General features: G+C 46.3%; 14 protein-coding genes and 1 riboswitch. Of the genes, 2 read left to right on the top strand and 12 right to left on the bottom strand.

All coding sequences use genetic code 11. The annotated features are described in order from the left end of the window. Nucleotides 1-580: 580 nt before the first annotated feature. Nucleotides 581-1,813 (top strand): aminopeptidase, encoded by a 1,233-nt coding sequence (locus T487_RS0114910; RefSeq protein ID WP_031577932.1) that lies wholly within the window; start codon nt 581-583, stop codon nt 1,811-1,813. Between the two features lie 81 nt (nt 1,814-1,894). Here T487_RS0114910 and T487_RS0114905 read toward each other — a convergent pair whose 3' ends face one another. The 5 genes from T487_RS0114905 to T487_RS0114885 all read right to left on the bottom strand — a co-directional run bounded on the left by T487_RS0114905 (nt 1,895) and on the right by T487_RS0114885 (nt 6,563). After that, complete coding sequence (locus tag T487_RS0114905; RefSeq protein ID WP_031577931.1) at nt 1,895-2,158, bottom strand: metal-sensing transcriptional repressor; 264 nt, start codon at nt 2,156-2,158, stop codon at nt 1,895-1,897. A gap of 13 nt (nt 2,159-2,171) precedes the next feature. Then, nucleotides 2,172-2,402 carry a heavy-metal-associated domain-containing protein gene (locus tag T487_RS16770; RefSeq protein ID WP_031577930.1) on the bottom strand — a complete coding sequence of 77 codons (231 nt, stop codon included), beginning with the start codon at nt 2,400-2,402 and terminating at the stop codon, nt 2,172-2,174. An 87-nt stretch (nt 2,403-2,489) separates the two neighbouring features. After that, on the bottom strand, nt 2,490-4,769 hold the full coding sequence (locus T487_RS0114895; RefSeq protein ID WP_031577929.1) for a heavy metal translocating P-type ATPase: 2,280 nt from the start codon (nt 4,767-4,769) through the stop codon (nt 2,490-2,492). A gap of 73 nt (nt 4,770-4,842) precedes the next feature. Further along, complete coding sequence (corA, locus tag T487_RS0114890) at nt 4,843-5,841, bottom strand: magnesium/cobalt transporter CorA (RefSeq protein ID WP_051651763.1); 999 nt, start codon at nt 5,839-5,841, stop codon at nt 4,843-4,845. 68 nt (nt 5,842-5,909) lie between these two features. Next, nucleotides 5,910-6,563, bottom strand: a complete 654-nt coding sequence (locus T487_RS0114885) for a DarT1-associated NADAR antitoxin family protein (RefSeq protein ID WP_031577927.1) — start codon at nt 6,561-6,563, stop codon at nt 5,910-5,912. A gap of 154 nt (nt 6,564-6,717) precedes the next feature. On the opposite strand from T487_RS0114885, the gene T487_RS0114880 reads away from it, so the two are divergent. Further along, nucleotides 6,718-7,662 carry an NADP-dependent oxidoreductase gene (locus tag T487_RS0114880; protein ID WP_031577926.1) on the top strand — a complete coding sequence of 315 codons (945 nt, stop codon included), beginning with the start codon at nt 6,718-6,720 and terminating at the stop codon, nt 7,660-7,662. 61 nt (nt 7,663-7,723) lie between these two features. Here the strand turns inward: T487_RS0114880 and T487_RS0114875 are convergent, their stop codons facing one another. The 7 genes from T487_RS0114875 to T487_RS0114840 all read right to left on the bottom strand — a co-directional run bounded on the left by T487_RS0114875 (nt 7,724) and on the right by T487_RS0114840 (nt 14,369). Further along, the gene (locus T487_RS0114875; RefSeq protein ID WP_051651762.1) at nt 7,724-8,734 is read right to left on the bottom strand and encodes a D-alanine--D-alanine ligase family protein; all 1,011 of its coding nucleotides are present in this window, start codon (nt 8,732-8,734) and stop codon (nt 7,724-7,726) included. 148 nt (nt 8,735-8,882) lie between these two features. Further along, on the bottom strand, nt 8,883-9,632 hold the full coding sequence (locus T487_RS0114870; protein WP_031577924.1) for an amino acid ABC transporter ATP-binding protein: 750 nt from the start codon (nt 9,630-9,632) through the stop codon (nt 8,883-8,885). Between the two features lies 1 nt (nt 9,633). Continuing rightward, nucleotides 9,634-10,407, bottom strand: a complete 774-nt coding sequence (locus tag T487_RS0114865) for an amino acid ABC transporter permease (protein ID WP_031577923.1) — start codon at nt 10,405-10,407, stop codon at nt 9,634-9,636. A 62-nt stretch (nt 10,408-10,469) separates the two neighbouring features. Next, nucleotides 10,470-11,288: a transporter substrate-binding domain-containing protein gene (locus T487_RS0114860; RefSeq protein ID WP_031577922.1), complete on the bottom strand. Its 819-nt coding sequence runs from the start codon at nt 11,286-11,288 to the stop codon at nt 10,470-10,472. Nucleotides 11,289-11,406: 118 nt separating this feature from the next. Beyond that, nucleotides 11,407-11,590: riboswitch (Lysine riboswitch) on the bottom strand. Between the two features lie 155 nt (nt 11,591-11,745). Beyond that, the gene (locus T487_RS0114850; RefSeq protein ID WP_051651761.1) at nt 11,746-13,089 is read right to left on the bottom strand and encodes a metallophosphoesterase; all 1,344 of its coding nucleotides are present in this window, start codon (nt 13,087-13,089) and stop codon (nt 11,746-11,748) included. A 133-nt stretch (nt 13,090-13,222) separates the two neighbouring features. After that, nucleotides 13,223-13,804, bottom strand: a complete 582-nt coding sequence (gene thpR, locus T487_RS0114845; RefSeq protein WP_031577919.1) for an RNA 2',3'-cyclic phosphodiesterase — start codon at nt 13,802-13,804, stop codon at nt 13,223-13,225. Continuing rightward, the gene (locus tag T487_RS0114840; protein WP_031577918.1) at nt 13,794-14,369 is read right to left on the bottom strand and encodes an indolepyruvate oxidoreductase subunit beta; all 576 of its coding nucleotides are present in this window, start codon (nt 14,367-14,369) and stop codon (nt 13,794-13,796) included. Before T487_RS0114840 ends, thpR begins: the two co-directional genes overlap by 11 nt. Nucleotides 14,370-14,371 lie beyond the last annotated feature (2 nt).

The raw sequence follows: 14,371 nt of genomic DNA, 5'->3' as shown, positions 1-14,371 counted from the left end.
TGCTCTGATGTTGGAAGCATCTTGGCTTTTACAGTTATTTGCACAGTTTCACCCCCTCGTTTTTTGTTCTTCGACATACCGCCTTATGGTTTCGCTCGATACGTTTCCTGCGGTATCTAGGGCAGAATACAAAATGATAATTGATTAGCGATACAGTTATTTGAGTTCTTCTATATGTTTAGCTCATAAACACATTGTATCGGTATGAGATTCAAACTGCAATATGTTTTGCCACGCAAGCGCCATTCATCCCACGGCTGAAGCCAGGCAAGCTCAGTATGGGCTTTCTGGCGCAATTCCTGTAAATGAAGTGCTTCTTCTCTCGTTTTTCTCATGTTCATTCCCTTTCAAATGATACTTTTTGTTATTATCATAACGTACCCTTAGGTTTAGTATAAGTCATCTTTGCGAATTTTCACAGTATTCCACTGTAAACATTTACAATGTGGTGGTGTACTCAGCAAATTTTCAATTATCTCATGTTATTTTTGAACTTCTCATTTGATTCTTTGAAAGAACGTTCCAATATGTTAAAATCTAACCATTGGAAACAATAGATTCATGATTCAAGGAGGATACTATGAAAGATCTGACCCCTTATTTAGAAAAATATGCCAAACTCGCTGTAGAGGTGGGTATCAACCTGAAAGAAAAAGAAGGCCTCATCATCACCACATCCACCGACGGTCTTCCACTGTCAAGACTCATGGCCAAGGAAGCCTATCTCTCCGGAGCAAAGCATGTGGAGCTGGTGCTGAACGATGATGAGTTTGCATTGATGCGCTATCAGTACGGAAAGGACCACGTCTTTGAGGAATACCCCTCCTGGAAGGTTACAAACACAAGAGACATCTATGAAGACAACTATCATCACGTCTTTGTGATTTCTCCCAATCCAGAGCTTTTGAAAGATGCAGACCCTGAAAAGGTGAAGACCAGTCAAAAGATTGCAAGCCAAGCTGTGGCACCTGTAATGAAATACAGAATGACAGGCATCACCAAGTGGGTCATCGTGGCCGTCCCTTCTTCTGGCTGGGCAAAAACCGTATTCCCGGAGGACACGGAGGATGTGGCCGTAGAAAAGCTTTGGGACTATATCATCAAGGCAACACGCTTGGATCATGAGGACCCAGTAAAGTCCTGGGAAATCCACAACAACAATCTCAAGAAATACGAGAATTTCCTCAACGAGGCAGATTTTGAGAAGGTTCATCTTGTAGGTCCAGGAACGGATCTTGAGGTTTACCTGGCTGAGGACCACAACTGGATTGGTGGAAGCAACGATTCCAATGAAGGGGTGCCTTACATGGCGAATATCCCTACAGAAGAAGTATTCACCACGCCCCATGCGTACAAGGTCAACGGAACCCTGAAGGCTACAAAGCCACTGAGTGTCAACGGAAATCTTGTGGATGGGTTCGGATTCACCTTCAAAGACGGCAAGGTGGTGGACTTTTATGCAGAGAAAGGATATGAAACCCTGGATAATCTCATGAAGAATGATGAAGGTGCTGTGAGGCTTGGAGAAATCGCTCTGGTGCAGGATGACTCTCCCATCTCCAATACAAAAATCCTCTTCAACAACACCCTCTTTGATGAGAATGCCTCCGTTCATTTCGCCCTGGGCAGAGCCTATGGATATGCCATCAAGAACGGCACCAACATGAGCCAGGAGGAACTGGACAAAAAAGGTGCGAACTTCAGCCTGATCCATGTGGATTTCATGGTGGGAGGTCCTGAACTGGACATCACCGCTTACAGAAAAAATGGAGAAGCTGTTGCTCTTTTCAGAAACGGCAACTGGGTCATTTAAGCTGTATATAATAAGACATAAAAAGACTGGTCCCTTCCAGGCATTACTTGCCTGAAGGTCCAGTCTTTTTCACGTTCTGTTTTATTTTGTGAGCTTATCCATGATCAGCATGATCTCACTGATCTTCTCTTCCTGCTCTTCGGTGCCAAAGGCCCCATGGACACAGTGATGGATGTGGTCGTGGAGAATCTCCGCGTTGACTTTCTTCAAGATGGCCTGGGTCGCCATGAGCTGGTTTGAAATATCGATGCAATACCGGTCTTCCTCCACCATTTTCAGAAGACCCTCCAGCTGACCCTTGGCTGTTTTGAGAAGCCGTGTCATCCGCTCTTTATCTGACTGCATCTACACTCTCCTCCTATCCAAAGATACTCTTTTTTTCTTTCACTGCCACAAGTTCCAGTGCTACGTCCTTGAGAGCAGCTCTCATAAGATCCTCTGAAACTTCTTTCTCCATATCTACAACTGCGCTCTTTTCATTGAGGTCCACTCTGGCAGAGTTGATCCCTTCCAGTCCTTCTAGAGCCTCTGTTGCGCGTCTGACGCATCCCATGCAGTGCATTCCTTCGATTTCCAGTACTTTTTTCATATGTAGTTCTCCTTTATGATTTATTTTAGTTTTTCTTGTTATTTCTTGTTTATTTATATATTCTGAACGAATCTTGCCGTAAAGGTGTTACTTTACAGTATCCGCATGAACCGGTTTAAAGAATTTCAGCCTGAGCGCGTTGCTCACGACAAATACGGAGCTTAAGCTCATGGCGGCTGCGGCGAACATCGGGGTCAGCTTCCAGCCCAGGGATAGATAAAATACACCTGCAGCCAGTGGAATGCCCAGAACATTATAGAAGAATGCCCAGAACAGATTTTCTTTGATGTTCTTGATGGTGGATCTGCTGAGCTGCACTGCTGTCACAGCATCCAGAAGATCGTTCTTGATGAGGACAATATCTGCTGACTCAATGGCGATGTCTGTTCCTGCTCCGATGGCAACACCCACATCCGCTCTTGACAGGGCTGGGGCATCATTGATGCCGTCCCCGATCATGGCGACTTTATGACCGCTTTCCTGAATAAGACGCACTTCTCGCTCCTTATCCTGAGGCAGTACTTCTGCGATGACTTTATCAATGCCCAGCTGATTCCTGATGGCTTCCGCCGTTCTCTTATTGTCTCCAGTAAGCATCACCACATCAATCCCCATTTTTTTGAAGAGATCGATGGCCTGCTTGCTGTTTTTCTTTACCACGTCTGCCACAGCGATGATCCCAAGTACCTTTTCTGGATTTCCAAAAAACAGAGGCGTTTTTCCTTCACTTGCCAGTCTGTCTGCATCTTCCTGGAAGTCTCCCACGAAGATGTCTTCTTCCTTCATTAATGCCAGGTTTCCAGCGATGTAAGGTTTTCCATCCACAAAGGCGGCGATCCCCATGCCGGAAACGGAGTTAAACTTGTCCACTTGCTTCAATGTCATGGATTTTTCTTTTGCTTTCTCTACGATGGCTTCTGCCAAAGGATGCTCAGATGGCTTTTCGATGGAGGCGGCGATGAGAAGAAGTTCTTCATCCCCGATGTCTCCTTTGGTGATGATATCGGTGACCACAGGTTTTCCTTCCGTGATGGTACCAGTCTTATCCAGCACCACCGTGTTGATGGAGTGCATGGTCTCCAGAGCTTCTGCGGATTTCACAAGAATTCCGTTCTGAGCCCCTTTACCTGTTCCCACCATGATGGCTACAGGGGTCGCAAGACCCAGGGCACATGGACAGGAGATCACAAGGACGGTGATGGCAAGAGATAAGGAAAATTCAAATCCATATCCCAGGAAATACCAGACCAGGAAGGTAACAATGGAAATACCGATGACTGCAGGCACAAAGATACCACTGATTTTATCAGCCATCTTTGCAATGGGAGCCTTGGTGGCATTGGCATCTTCCACCAGCTGAATGATCTGTGCCAAGGTGGTGTCATCCCCTACTTTTTCAGCTCTGAACCTGAAATATCCGGTCTTATTGATGGTGGCGGCAATGACCTTGTCTCCCACGTTCTTCTCCACGGGAATGCTTTCACCAGTCAGTGCGCTCTGGTCCACAGAAGAAGCGCCTTCCAGAATGACTCCATCCACAGGGATGCTGTTTCCGGGTTTTACGATGACAACATCTCCAATGGACACTTCATCAATGGGCACTTCCACTTCTATTCCGTCCCGGAAAAGAAGCGCTGTCTTTGGGGCCAGATCCATGAGCTTACTGATGGCTTCTGAGGTTTTTCCTTTGGATCTTGCTTCCAGGAACTTCCCTAAAGTGATCAGTGCAAGGATGGTGGCTCCACTTTCAAAATAGAGTTCGTGCAGGAACTGATGGACAATATGGGTTTCTCCATGCCCCAGTCCATATCCGGTTCTAAAGATGGCATAAATGCCATAAAGGAATGCGGCTGAAGAGCCAATGGCGATGAGAGAGTCCATGTTGGGTGCTTTCAGCTTCAGTGCTTTAAATCCGACGATGTAGTATTTTCTGTTCACATAGATGATCGGAAGCGATAAGAGCATCTGAAGAAACGCGAAGGTAATGGCATTCTCTACTCCGGTGAGCCAGGAAGGCATCGGCATGCCGATCATCTCTCCCATGGCCACATATAAAAGTGGAATGAGGAAGATAAAGGACACGATGACCCTCATTTTCATTTCCTTCAGTTCGTCTTCGATGGGATTTGCTGCGGATACAGCGGTCTTTTCCCCTCTTTTGGTATGTACAGCTGCGCTGTAACCAGCTTTTTTCACTGCCTCGATGACTTCTGTCTCCTGGACCCCATCATCCAGCAGCACACTCATGGTATTGGTCATGAGACTCACATTCACACGGGAGACTCCTGGCACCTTCTTTACAGCTTTTTCCACTGCAGCAGAACAAGCGGAGCAGGTCATGCCCGTGACATCATATCTTTGTTCCATAGTATCCTCCTTACCCCACCCCCAGGGGGGTGTCTATACTCATATCATAAAGGAGTTTTTCTACTGTGTCAAGTTAGAACCATTTCTTTTTTTTGAAATAATAGAGCATGCCTAGAGCCACCGCTCCCATGCTGGCCCAGGCCAGCGGATAACCATAAGGGGATTGCAGTTCCGGCATATACTTGAAATTCATTCCATACACTCCAGCGATGAAGGAAAGAGGAATAAAGATGGTGGAAATGATGGTCAGAACTTTCATCACTTCATTCAGCCGGTAGCTGACACTGGAAAGGCTGAGATCCATGAGCCCGGCCAGAAGTTCCCGGTAGGTTTCGATGGTGTCTATGACTTCCATGAGCTGGCTGTGAATGTCATAGAAATACATGGAGGTTTCTTTATTTATGAAGAGAGGATCATCCTTGGAGAGATAAGAAGAGATTTCCCTCAGTGGCCATGCATATTTATGGAGGTAGAGCAGATCTTTTTTCAGGGACCGGATGTCTCTCATCTCCTCTTTGTCAGCCTGTAGCATGATATTGTCTTCCAAAACATCGATTTTCTCTCCCATGATCTCTAATGTCCTGTAATACCCTTCCACAAGAGCATCTAAAAGCTGATAAAGAAGAAAGTCGATGCCTCTTGTTCTTACTTCGGTGCCCTCTTTACTGAGTTTCTGCCGGACGCGATCAAAGACATCTCCTTCTATTTCTCCAAAGCTCAGAAGATAATTTTTACCAAGAATGAAACTGATCTGCTCCATCATCAGTTCATTATCTTTAAAGTAGACCATTTTTGCCACAATGAACAGATGATGAGGATATTCTTCCACTTTCGGCCGTTGCCCTTTTAGGAGGATATCATCTTGCACCAGCGGATGGATTTTGAACAGTTCGCAGATACTTTTTAATAGCGCAGGATCTTCCTCGTCCAGATTGAGCCAGAATTTCTCATTGGATGTGCTATGGAGGATACTCTCTTGACTCTCCAGCTCAGATAGGGTAATTTCTCTCTCCTGATAGTTTTTCTCGCTATAGATGTATTGTTTTATGGGGATCGTTTTCGCTTTTTCCATGATCGGCCTCCATTTCATTGTTTATTAAACAGATAAAAGCCATGGCACAGGCCACAGCTTTCGGTGCACTAGGGAAAAGTCAGGGTATACAGATGATCAAACTCTTCCGAAGAGGAAAGTACTTTATCTAGAAGTCCTTCTTTATATAGGCTGATAAAATAAGAAACAGACCGTGCAGGACTAAGATACATACTGCTCATCTGATAGGTCACATCGGTGAGTATCTCAGCTTTTAGCAGTTCCTCGTGGAGATCCTCCCGGTCTTTCAATGCACGGATGTAGAGATAATCAAAGAACTTATGCCTGGGGTTTGTGGTGAAGGCTTCATGCTCAAAATGAAACCCCATGAGACTTCCGGAATGTTGCAGTCTAGGATCTGCCAGGATCTCATCAGGCCGCTTTGATTTTAAGTCTTCGTAAGGCCCTCCTTCTTCGAACACCTTGGCCGCTTCATAAAGCGCAGCCACAGGATACGCCACTCCATCTTCGTCCTTCATTTTCAGATGCCAAGGGGTACACGCTTTTCCCACGGCACTGCCGTAGGGGGAAACTTCCAGAATCTCTCCACCACTTTCTTTTGCTCTGATCACGTGCAGCATGGTATCTAAAGTTTTTTTCATGGAATGTGCCCGTTCTCCCCTGACTTCAGGAAAATTAACTGTTTTTTCCACAATGAGCCCCTGATAGGAACTCTTGGGAATGAAATATAGGCGTTTTGCCACTTCAAGTTCACCTCGCTATCATTTCTATTATATCAGGGCTGAATGCACAATTATTTCTAATTTGAGAAGGTTTTGTAAATAATGCAATCTGCTGCTGTATCAGCTCTTTCCCTGTTCTATAGTAGAGGTAAGAAATGACGAAAGGATGAGAAGAATGGAAGAAATGAAGGTCATGGCTTTTACGGACTTTGGTGCACCTGATGTGCTTCACCTGATGAAATTGGACGTGCCAAAACCCCAAGAGGGAGAAATTCTTGTGAGAGTAAAGTGCGCTTCCTTTAACCCTTCGGATGCACTGGTGCGAAAAGGTGTATTCCAGAAAATCATCACGCTAGATCCCTTTCACGTGCCAGGCGTTGATTTTTCAGGGCTCGTCGTTGCGAAAGGTCCTCAGGCAGAGCGGTTTTTGATCGGAGAGAATGTCTATGGATATCTCGACATCAGAAGAAACGGATCCTATGGGGAATATGTGACCCTGAAGGAAGAGGACGCATGCAAAATGCCAACAAGGCTCACCTATGAAGAGGCAGCCTCCATCCCCCTTTCCTACCTTACTGCTTATGAAGCACTGATGAAGAGCACCCTCCTGAAAAAGGGGCAGTCTGTTCTCATCTATGGAGCCACAGGGGGGGTGGGCCTTGCGGCCATAGCTTTGGCAAAAACCATGGATGCAAAAATTTATGCAGTGGCGGGCACGGAAAGCTTATCACTCCTTGAAGGAAAAAGCCTTCTAAAAATCATGGATTATAAAAAGGAGAATATTGTGCAATCCATGCCCACCAAAGTGGATGTGATTGTAAATCTCGCACCGCTGAAAAAAGAAGACATGCTTTCTCTATTTCCCCTCCTGAAGGAAGAAGGAATCTTTGTCAGTACCACGGGGGTGCCGGATCTTCCGGAGGGAAGCCGAATCACCCTTCTATCTGTTCAGACCAAAAGAAATGAAACCCATCTTTCTGAAATCACGAAGCTTCTGGAAGAAGGCAAAATCACCCCCATCAGAACATCCACCTGGCCCATCACCGATGCCCCTCTGGTGCACAGACTCCATGAAGAAGGAAAGCTTCTTGGAAAAGCCGTGTTTCAAGTGGAGTTCTAAAGTAGAATGAAAAAATAGAGCAGCCTCTTACAATGAGCTGCTCTATTTTTCTTCTGCTTCTTTATTTGCCGCTGATGAGCCGATTTGCCACTCCGATTTGGTGCTTTTCCATGGCAAATTCCAGGATGCTGCAGACGAGATCCTCATAGGTTCTGCCCGTGGCTTCCATCATCTTCACCAGATCACTGTGGGTTTTATGAAGTCCTGGCAGGGAGTTTGCTTCCAAAAGATAGACTTTCTCCCCTCTCACCCGAAAATCAAGTCTGGCATAATCTGACAGTCCTAAGGTCCTATAGATATGACGGGCGGACACCTGGAGCTTCTCAAGTAGACTCTCAGAAATCTTTGCAGGCACTTTATTTTCTATATGGTCTTCAAAAGTTACTTTAGCCTCAAAACTGTAGAATGGATGAAGGTCTTCCGGGAGGTTCTTGAAGGACACCTCCATGGGAGGCAGAACCTCTAGATGCTCTCCGTTTCCTAGAACGCCCAGGGTAAATTCTCTCCCTTCAATATACTCTGAGAGTAAAAGGGGGGTGTATTTTTCCCGAAGGAGAAGTTCCACCTGAGCTTTTAACTCTTCCAGAGTAAACACAAGATTTTCGTTAAAGATGCCCCGGCTGTATCCGCCATCTTTGGGTTTAATCAGAACAGGATAGGGCAGATGAAAGGCAGACAGATCCTCAAGATTTGTAATCTCCATGAATCTTGGCACCAGAACCCCCATACTTCCCAGCACTTTCATGGTGAGTCCTTTGTCATAGGCCTTCCCATGAGCTGCTCCAGAAGAACCGGTATAAGGAATACCAAGTTCATCTAAAGCATTGGGCACATAAGAGATTCCTCCAGGCAAAGCTGTCCCATTCACTAAGTTGAACACCAGATCCGGTCTTTCTTCTTTCAGCTTCTCCTTCAAATGAAGATCCGCTTCCAGATAGGATACCTCATGGCGCTTTTTCAGCTCTTCCACCACAAACAGAACGGATTCGTCCATGAACTGATCGTGGAACAGTTCGTCTTCTCTCTTCTGACTGGAACCAGTTATTTTATCACTCAGCACCAGAACTCTCATAGTTGTGCACCTCACTTTCTGTCACATACAGTAAGCGTAACATAAACCTTTACAAACCAGGACAAACTGAAGTAAATATTCTGTAAACGAAAAAGAGCCTGGTGGATGAAACGTATCAACCACTGGGCTCTGATCTTTTTATACTTCTTTAGTTTTCACTGAGAGTTCTTTGCAGGAAGGCTCTGGTTCTGTCTTCCTTAGGATCATTGAAAATCACCTGAGGATCTCCCTCTTCTGCGATGACCCCCTCATCCATGAAGATCACACGGTCAGACACGTCTCTTGCAAAGGCCATCTCATGGGTCACCACCATCATGGTAAGTCCTGCTTCTGCCAGCTCTTTCATGACCTTCAGCACCTCTCCCACCATCTCTGGATCAAGGGCCGAGGTAGGTTCATCAAAAAGAAGCACATCCGGTTCCATGGAAAGGGCTCTTGCAATGGCCACTCTTTGCTTCTGTCCACCAGAAAGCTGCTTGGGCTTTGCATGGACATATTGGTCCATGCCCACCACCTTCAGATACTTTAAGGCCACCGCCTCTGCTTCTTCTTTGGATCTTTTCAGCACTTTGATCTGCCCCACCATACAGTTGGAGAGCACATTATGGTTCTCAAAGAGGTTGAACTGCTGGAACACCATACCAAGCTTTGTGCGGTAGGCGTTGATATCCTGATCGTCTCCAAGAATGTTCTTACCGCGGTAAAGAATCTCCCCTGCGGAAGGCGTCTCCAAGAGATTAATGCACCGGAGGAAAGTAGATTTACCAGATCCTGAGGATCCGATGATGGAGATGACTTCACCTTCCTTCACAGAAACGTTGATGTCTTTCAGAATCTCACGCTCTCCGAAAGACTTTTTCAGTCCTTTGATTTCAAGTATCGTTTCTTTTGCTTCCATGTTACTTTCCTCCTTTCGCCTGCAGTCTTACCTGATCTTCAGGTTTCAGCACCTGCATCTGATTGCCGGTGAGGTTGTAGTTTTCAGGTCCATCCATTTTCTTCTCCACAAGCCTTAAAATACGGGTGATGGTGAAGGTAAGCACCAGATAAATCATTGCCGTGACAAGATAGGTCTCCATATACATAAAGTTTACCCCTGCCACAGACTTGGTGGCAAAGAACAGCTCGCTGACCGAGATGACATTGAGCACCGAGGTGTCTTTGATATTGATGACAAATTCATTGCCGGTGGCGGGCAGGATGTTTCTGATTACCTGAGGAAGCACCACGCTCATCATGGTCTGGAAATGGCTCATACCGATGGACTGGGCTGCCTCGTACTGTCCCTTGTCGATGGAGAGAATGCCACCTCGAACAATTTCTGACATATAGGCACCCGTATTGATGGTGACGATGAGTATCGCCGCAAAGATTTTATTCATATCAATGGCAAAGGTCTGGGCCACGCCGAAATAGATGACCATGGCCTGAACGATCATTGGAGTTCCTCTGAATACTTCAATATATACGGAAAGAATCCAGTTGATGAACTTCAGAAAGCCTCGCTTCATTCCTTTTTCAGGCTGAGGAATGGTTCTGATGATCCCGATGAACAGTCCAAACAGTGTACCCAGGATGGTACTGATGATGGAAATTTCAAGGGTCACCAGGGCGCCTCTTAAAAACATGGGCCAGTTACTGATAAAGATATTATATAAGGTTTCGATGAACATGGGTCCTCCTCATGAAAATCCGCTCCAGGAACTGAGCTCTTGGAGCGAGAAGTTCTAAATCACTAGTTTTGGGATGGCTGGGAAAGAATCGCTTCATCCATGATACTCTGCTGCTCTTCGAGAGAGAGGCCAGAGAGAATTTCATTGATTTCTGCTAGAAACGCTTCATTTCCTTTCTTAATACCAACTGCGATGGCGGTGTCGTCTGGAGAAGTTTCAAATCCGTCTTCCAGTTCCACAAAGGTAAAGTTCTCATTGGCGGCAGAAGCGCTCACCGCTTCTGGTCTTTCTGTCACATAAGCATCAATAACACCGGACTCCAAAGCCACTCTGATGGAAGCGAAGTTTTCCATGGCTGTCTGCTTCTCCACGGATGGGATCTGATCGATGACATCATAGTGGAAGGTGTTCAGCTGAGCTGTAACCTTTGCGCCGCTGAAGTCAGAAAGGTTCTTTGCATTTTCAAATGCGCCGCCCTTCTTCACCACCAGCACCAGATCAGACATGTAGTAATTGTCGGAGAAATCGATGGATTCTCTTCTCTTGTCTGTGGGCGACATACCAGCGATGATGGCATCGATGGTGCCAGACTTCACGGCTGGAATGAGCCCATCCCATTCAATCTTCACAATGACCAGTTCCTGGCCAAGACCTTCGGCAATTCTCTTTGCAATCTCCACGTCATATCCTGCTGCAAATTCCTGTCCACCATCAATGGCGACAGCACCATTGGCGTTGCTGCTCTGGGTCCAGTTAAATGGAGCATATCCTGCTTCCATTCCTACCTTAAATACTCCGTCATTCTGGGCATCTATTTTGGTTCCGCACCCTGCAAGTACTGTCACAGCGCTGATGAGTAATCCTAATACAATCTTCTTCATGATAAATTTCTCCTTTTTCTTTCTATTTGTTGATTTTTATAAATTTTTATAAAATAAAAAATGCCTGAGACGAACTCAGGCATTGTACATACAATCCTACTTTCCCCTTTCTTTCCCTTGATAAGATAGCTCAACCATAGGGCCTTGGGTATTGGCCTATGGACAGTCCAGCAGCTGTTTGCTGCAGTCCCAGCATGGAAAGCTGAGGGCATTCCACACTTCGGCGGTTTTTCCTCCCCCGTAGAATCATCGCTTCCTCAGCTCCTCTACAGTCTCATAAACACCGCGCCTCTACCTCACCTGAAAAAGATGAGGTCACTATTCAATTGTTAGGTCTATAGTAAGACACAGGTCATTTTCTGTCAACCTAAAAAAGACAATTTCATGAATCTCTTAGTTATTTACCAGAATCTCTGAACATGAAAACCATCCCACAGGAAAAATCATTTCCAATCTGTTAATCTTCAGCCGCCCGTGGAATGAAAAGTCTGTTGTCATCGGGACCTTCCTCTGTGAGCATCCTTGTGACATACTGGGATGTTCTGGTGTTTTCACGAAGAAGGAGCAGCTGCACCCCAGGGTGCTGTAAAAGCTTTTCGGAAAACTGGTCTTCATCTCCACCAAAATACAGTGCATTGAGCTCTCCCACGGCTTCTGCCATAACCTTTGCATCCTCTTCTGTTTCCCCTTCCTCTGTGATCAGCCTGTGGTAGATTCTCGAAGAGCTGTTTGCTGCAAAGAAAGCTTTGGACTGGGCATCCAGGCTTTCAAACTCACTCAGACGGCTTCCTGTCATGACGGTATCTAAGGGCACTTTCACCGATTCGTATCGGATGCCCTCTTCTTTACCAAAAAGAAGCTGCCCATATTTGTGGGGATAGACAGAAAGAGCACCAGAAGCAATTTCGAAGTACTGGCTGCCGTGAGGATCCTTCTGGATGTCCTGGATGTGGATGTGGCCTGTGAGGTTCAGCTTCACCCCACCAGCCTTCAGAATGTTCACATACTCCTCGCTGTTGTCCAGGACATAGTCTTCCACAGCGTTCTGCGCATGGATGATGCTGTTGTGATGAGAGGCGGAAATGACTTCAATGCCCTTTTCCTTGGCCTCCTTCAGCACCTGTCTCATGAACTGGAAGGAGGAAAGACTCAAAATTCCCCCTGCCTGGGGGTAGCCAAGCTTTACATTCTCACTGTATCTGTTGGTGTCCATCATGAGGATCCAAAGATCCTCGGATGCCTCATACACGTAGCTCAAAGAAGCTTCATCCCGGTACAGGGCATCTTGAAATCCAAAATCCTTATAAAGCGCTGTAAACTCCTCTGATGTCACCGTATCCACTTTCATCTGCTTGTCCCCTAGAAAACCTCTGGCGTGAGGGTTTTGAAGATCATGGTTTCCCGGTGTCACCAGCACCTCTGTACCCTGCTCTTCAAGACTCTTGAAGTATGCTGCAAGATCTTCATGGCTGGCCCGTTCTCCATTATTGGTCAAGTCTCCGCTGACGAGGAGATAGTCCGGTTTTTTCTCCTGTACTTCTTTCATGAAAACAGAGAAGATTTCTTCGATGTACGGCAGATTCTTCCCATCTCCTCCGACGCTGTACCTTTCAAAGGCCTTTCCCTTGTCATTGATCCGGGAGGATAAAAGATGCGGATCAGAAATGACAAAAATAGAGACCTCTCCTTCTTTTCTCGAAGATTCTCCATGGACCTCCTTCTCTTTCAGCTGACAGCCTGTGAAAAGAACCAGTACAGCCAGCAGTGACACTACTCTCATTGTGATGCTATTTTTCTTCAACTACGATCCTCCCTGCCCCATGGATCCCATGGTGCTATCAATCTCATCGATGATGTTCTTCTTTTTTTTGAAAGCTCCCCTTCAGTTTTTTGAAGGGGAGCTTCACTATTTTATCATGTTTTACGTTGTCTTTCTAGACTTCCTGGCGCTTTGCCACCAGGGGCTCCACATGAAGAGACTCATACCGGGTGCCTTCTCCATCTTGAATGGACTCAAATAAAATAAGCTTATCGACAAGGATGGGCAGTTTCGGCATATGGATCTTCTCGTTCATGGCTTCTAAACCTTCAGACTGCGGCAGAAGTTTTCCTTTTTTCACTAGGGTGATGTGGGGATGGAAGGGACGCTCCTCAATGGGAAAGCCTCTTCTTCCAAGGGCATCCTTTAGAGATTCCTCTAACGAAAGAAGCTCTTTTGTGCTCCTGATGCCCATGAAGTAGGTAGCCCCCTTGGGAAAGGTGAATTCTCCAAGATTTCCCATATAGGTGAGAAAAATTGGTGTTTGAAGGGCCACTTCCAGCATGGCATCAAGAATGCGGTGCATGGCTTCGGCACTTTGCTCCCCAAGAAATGCCAGGGTCATATGGAAATTCTCTTCGGGTACAATATACCCCTTTTCAAGATCCTTGGCCAACCTTCTCTGGGATTCCTTCAGATTCTCCCGATGCACACTGTTGAGCTCCATGGCAATAAATACTCTCTTCTCAGCTGCCATAGCGTTTCCCCCTATAAAAGGCTGTGAGGTTCTCCTCCACAGCTTTTGGCGGAACGTGGGCTTTCAGCACTTCTTCAAAGACCTGATCCTCGATGGGCAGATATTTAGAAACCAAGCCCAGGAGGATGGTGTTGGCGGCTTTAATGTTTCCGGAAGCCTCTGCTTCTTTCTGGGCATCGATCTCAATGACTTCAAACTTCTCCTTGAGTCCTTCTATGGCTTCCTCCGGGTAGGGTTCCTTTTCCAGAAGCACGGGGGTTGGGTAGACTCTATTGGTGTTCAGGATGATCTTTCCGCCATCTTTTAAGATGTGGCTCCAGCGAAGCGCTTCCAGAGGCTCCATGCCTAGAATGATATCCGCTTCCTTGGGCAGGATGTTGGGAGAATAGATTTTCTCCCCCATCTTGACACTGCCCCAGACGGTGCCGCCTCTTTGGGAGAGACCCACCACGTCGTTGGTCTTCACATCAAGACCCTGGGAAAAAGCCGCTTCGGAGAGAATTCTCGTTGCAAGGACCAGTCCCTGTCCTCCCACGCCTGCAATGATGATACTGATGTTCTCCATAA

Source organism: Proteiniclasticum ruminis DSM 24773, assembly GCF_000701905.1.
GTDB lineage: Bacteria > Bacillota > Clostridia > Clostridiales > Clostridiaceae > Proteiniclasticum > Proteiniclasticum ruminis.
Note: the sequence above shows the minus strand (reverse complement) of the source record. Positions and strands in the feature narration are given on the sequence as shown.

What these genes read in the sequence shown, in the direction of transcription:
- T487_RS0114910 (WP_031577932.1), top strand. Translation starts at nt 581, where the DNA reads ATGAAAGATCTGACCCCTTATTTAGAAAAATATGCCAAACTCGCTGTA.
- T487_RS0114905 (WP_031577931.1), bottom strand. Translation starts at nt 2,158, where the DNA reads ATGCAGTCAGATAAAGAGCGGATGACACGGCTTCTCAAAACAGCCAAG.
- T487_RS16770 (WP_031577930.1), bottom strand. Translation starts at nt 2,402, where the DNA reads ATGAAAAAAGTACTGGAAATCGAAGGAATGCACTGCATGGGATGCGTC.
- T487_RS0114895 (WP_031577929.1), bottom strand. Translation starts at nt 4,769, where the DNA reads ATGGAACAAAGATATGATGTCACGGGCATGACCTGCTCCGCTTGTTCT.
- corA (WP_051651763.1), bottom strand. Translation starts at nt 5,841, where the DNA reads ATGGAAAAAGCGAAAACGATCCCCATAAAACAATACATCTATAGCGAG.
- T487_RS0114880 (WP_031577926.1), top strand. Translation starts at nt 6,718, where the DNA reads ATGGAAGAAATGAAGGTCATGGCTTTTACGGACTTTGGTGCACCTGAT.
- T487_RS0114875 (WP_051651762.1), bottom strand. Translation starts at nt 8,734, where the DNA reads ATGAGAGTTCTGGTGCTGAGTGATAAAATAACTGGTTCCAGTCAGAAG.
- T487_RS0114870 (WP_031577924.1), bottom strand. Translation starts at nt 9,632, where the DNA reads ATGGAAGCAAAAGAAACGATACTTGAAATCAAAGGACTGAAAAAGTCT.
- T487_RS0114865 (WP_031577923.1), bottom strand. Translation starts at nt 10,407, where the DNA reads ATGTTCATCGAAACCTTATATAATATCTTTATCAGTAACTGGCCCATG.
- T487_RS0114860 (WP_031577922.1), bottom strand. Translation starts at nt 11,288, where the DNA reads ATGAAGAAGATTGTATTAGGATTACTCATCAGCGCTGTGACAGTACTT.
- thpR (WP_031577919.1), bottom strand. Translation starts at nt 13,804, where the DNA reads ATGGCAGCTGAGAAGAGAGTATTTATTGCCATGGAGCTCAACAGTGTG.
- T487_RS0114840 (WP_031577918.1), bottom strand. Translation starts at nt 14,369, where the DNA reads ATGGAGAACATCAGTATCATCATTGCAGGCGTGGGAGGACAGGGACTG.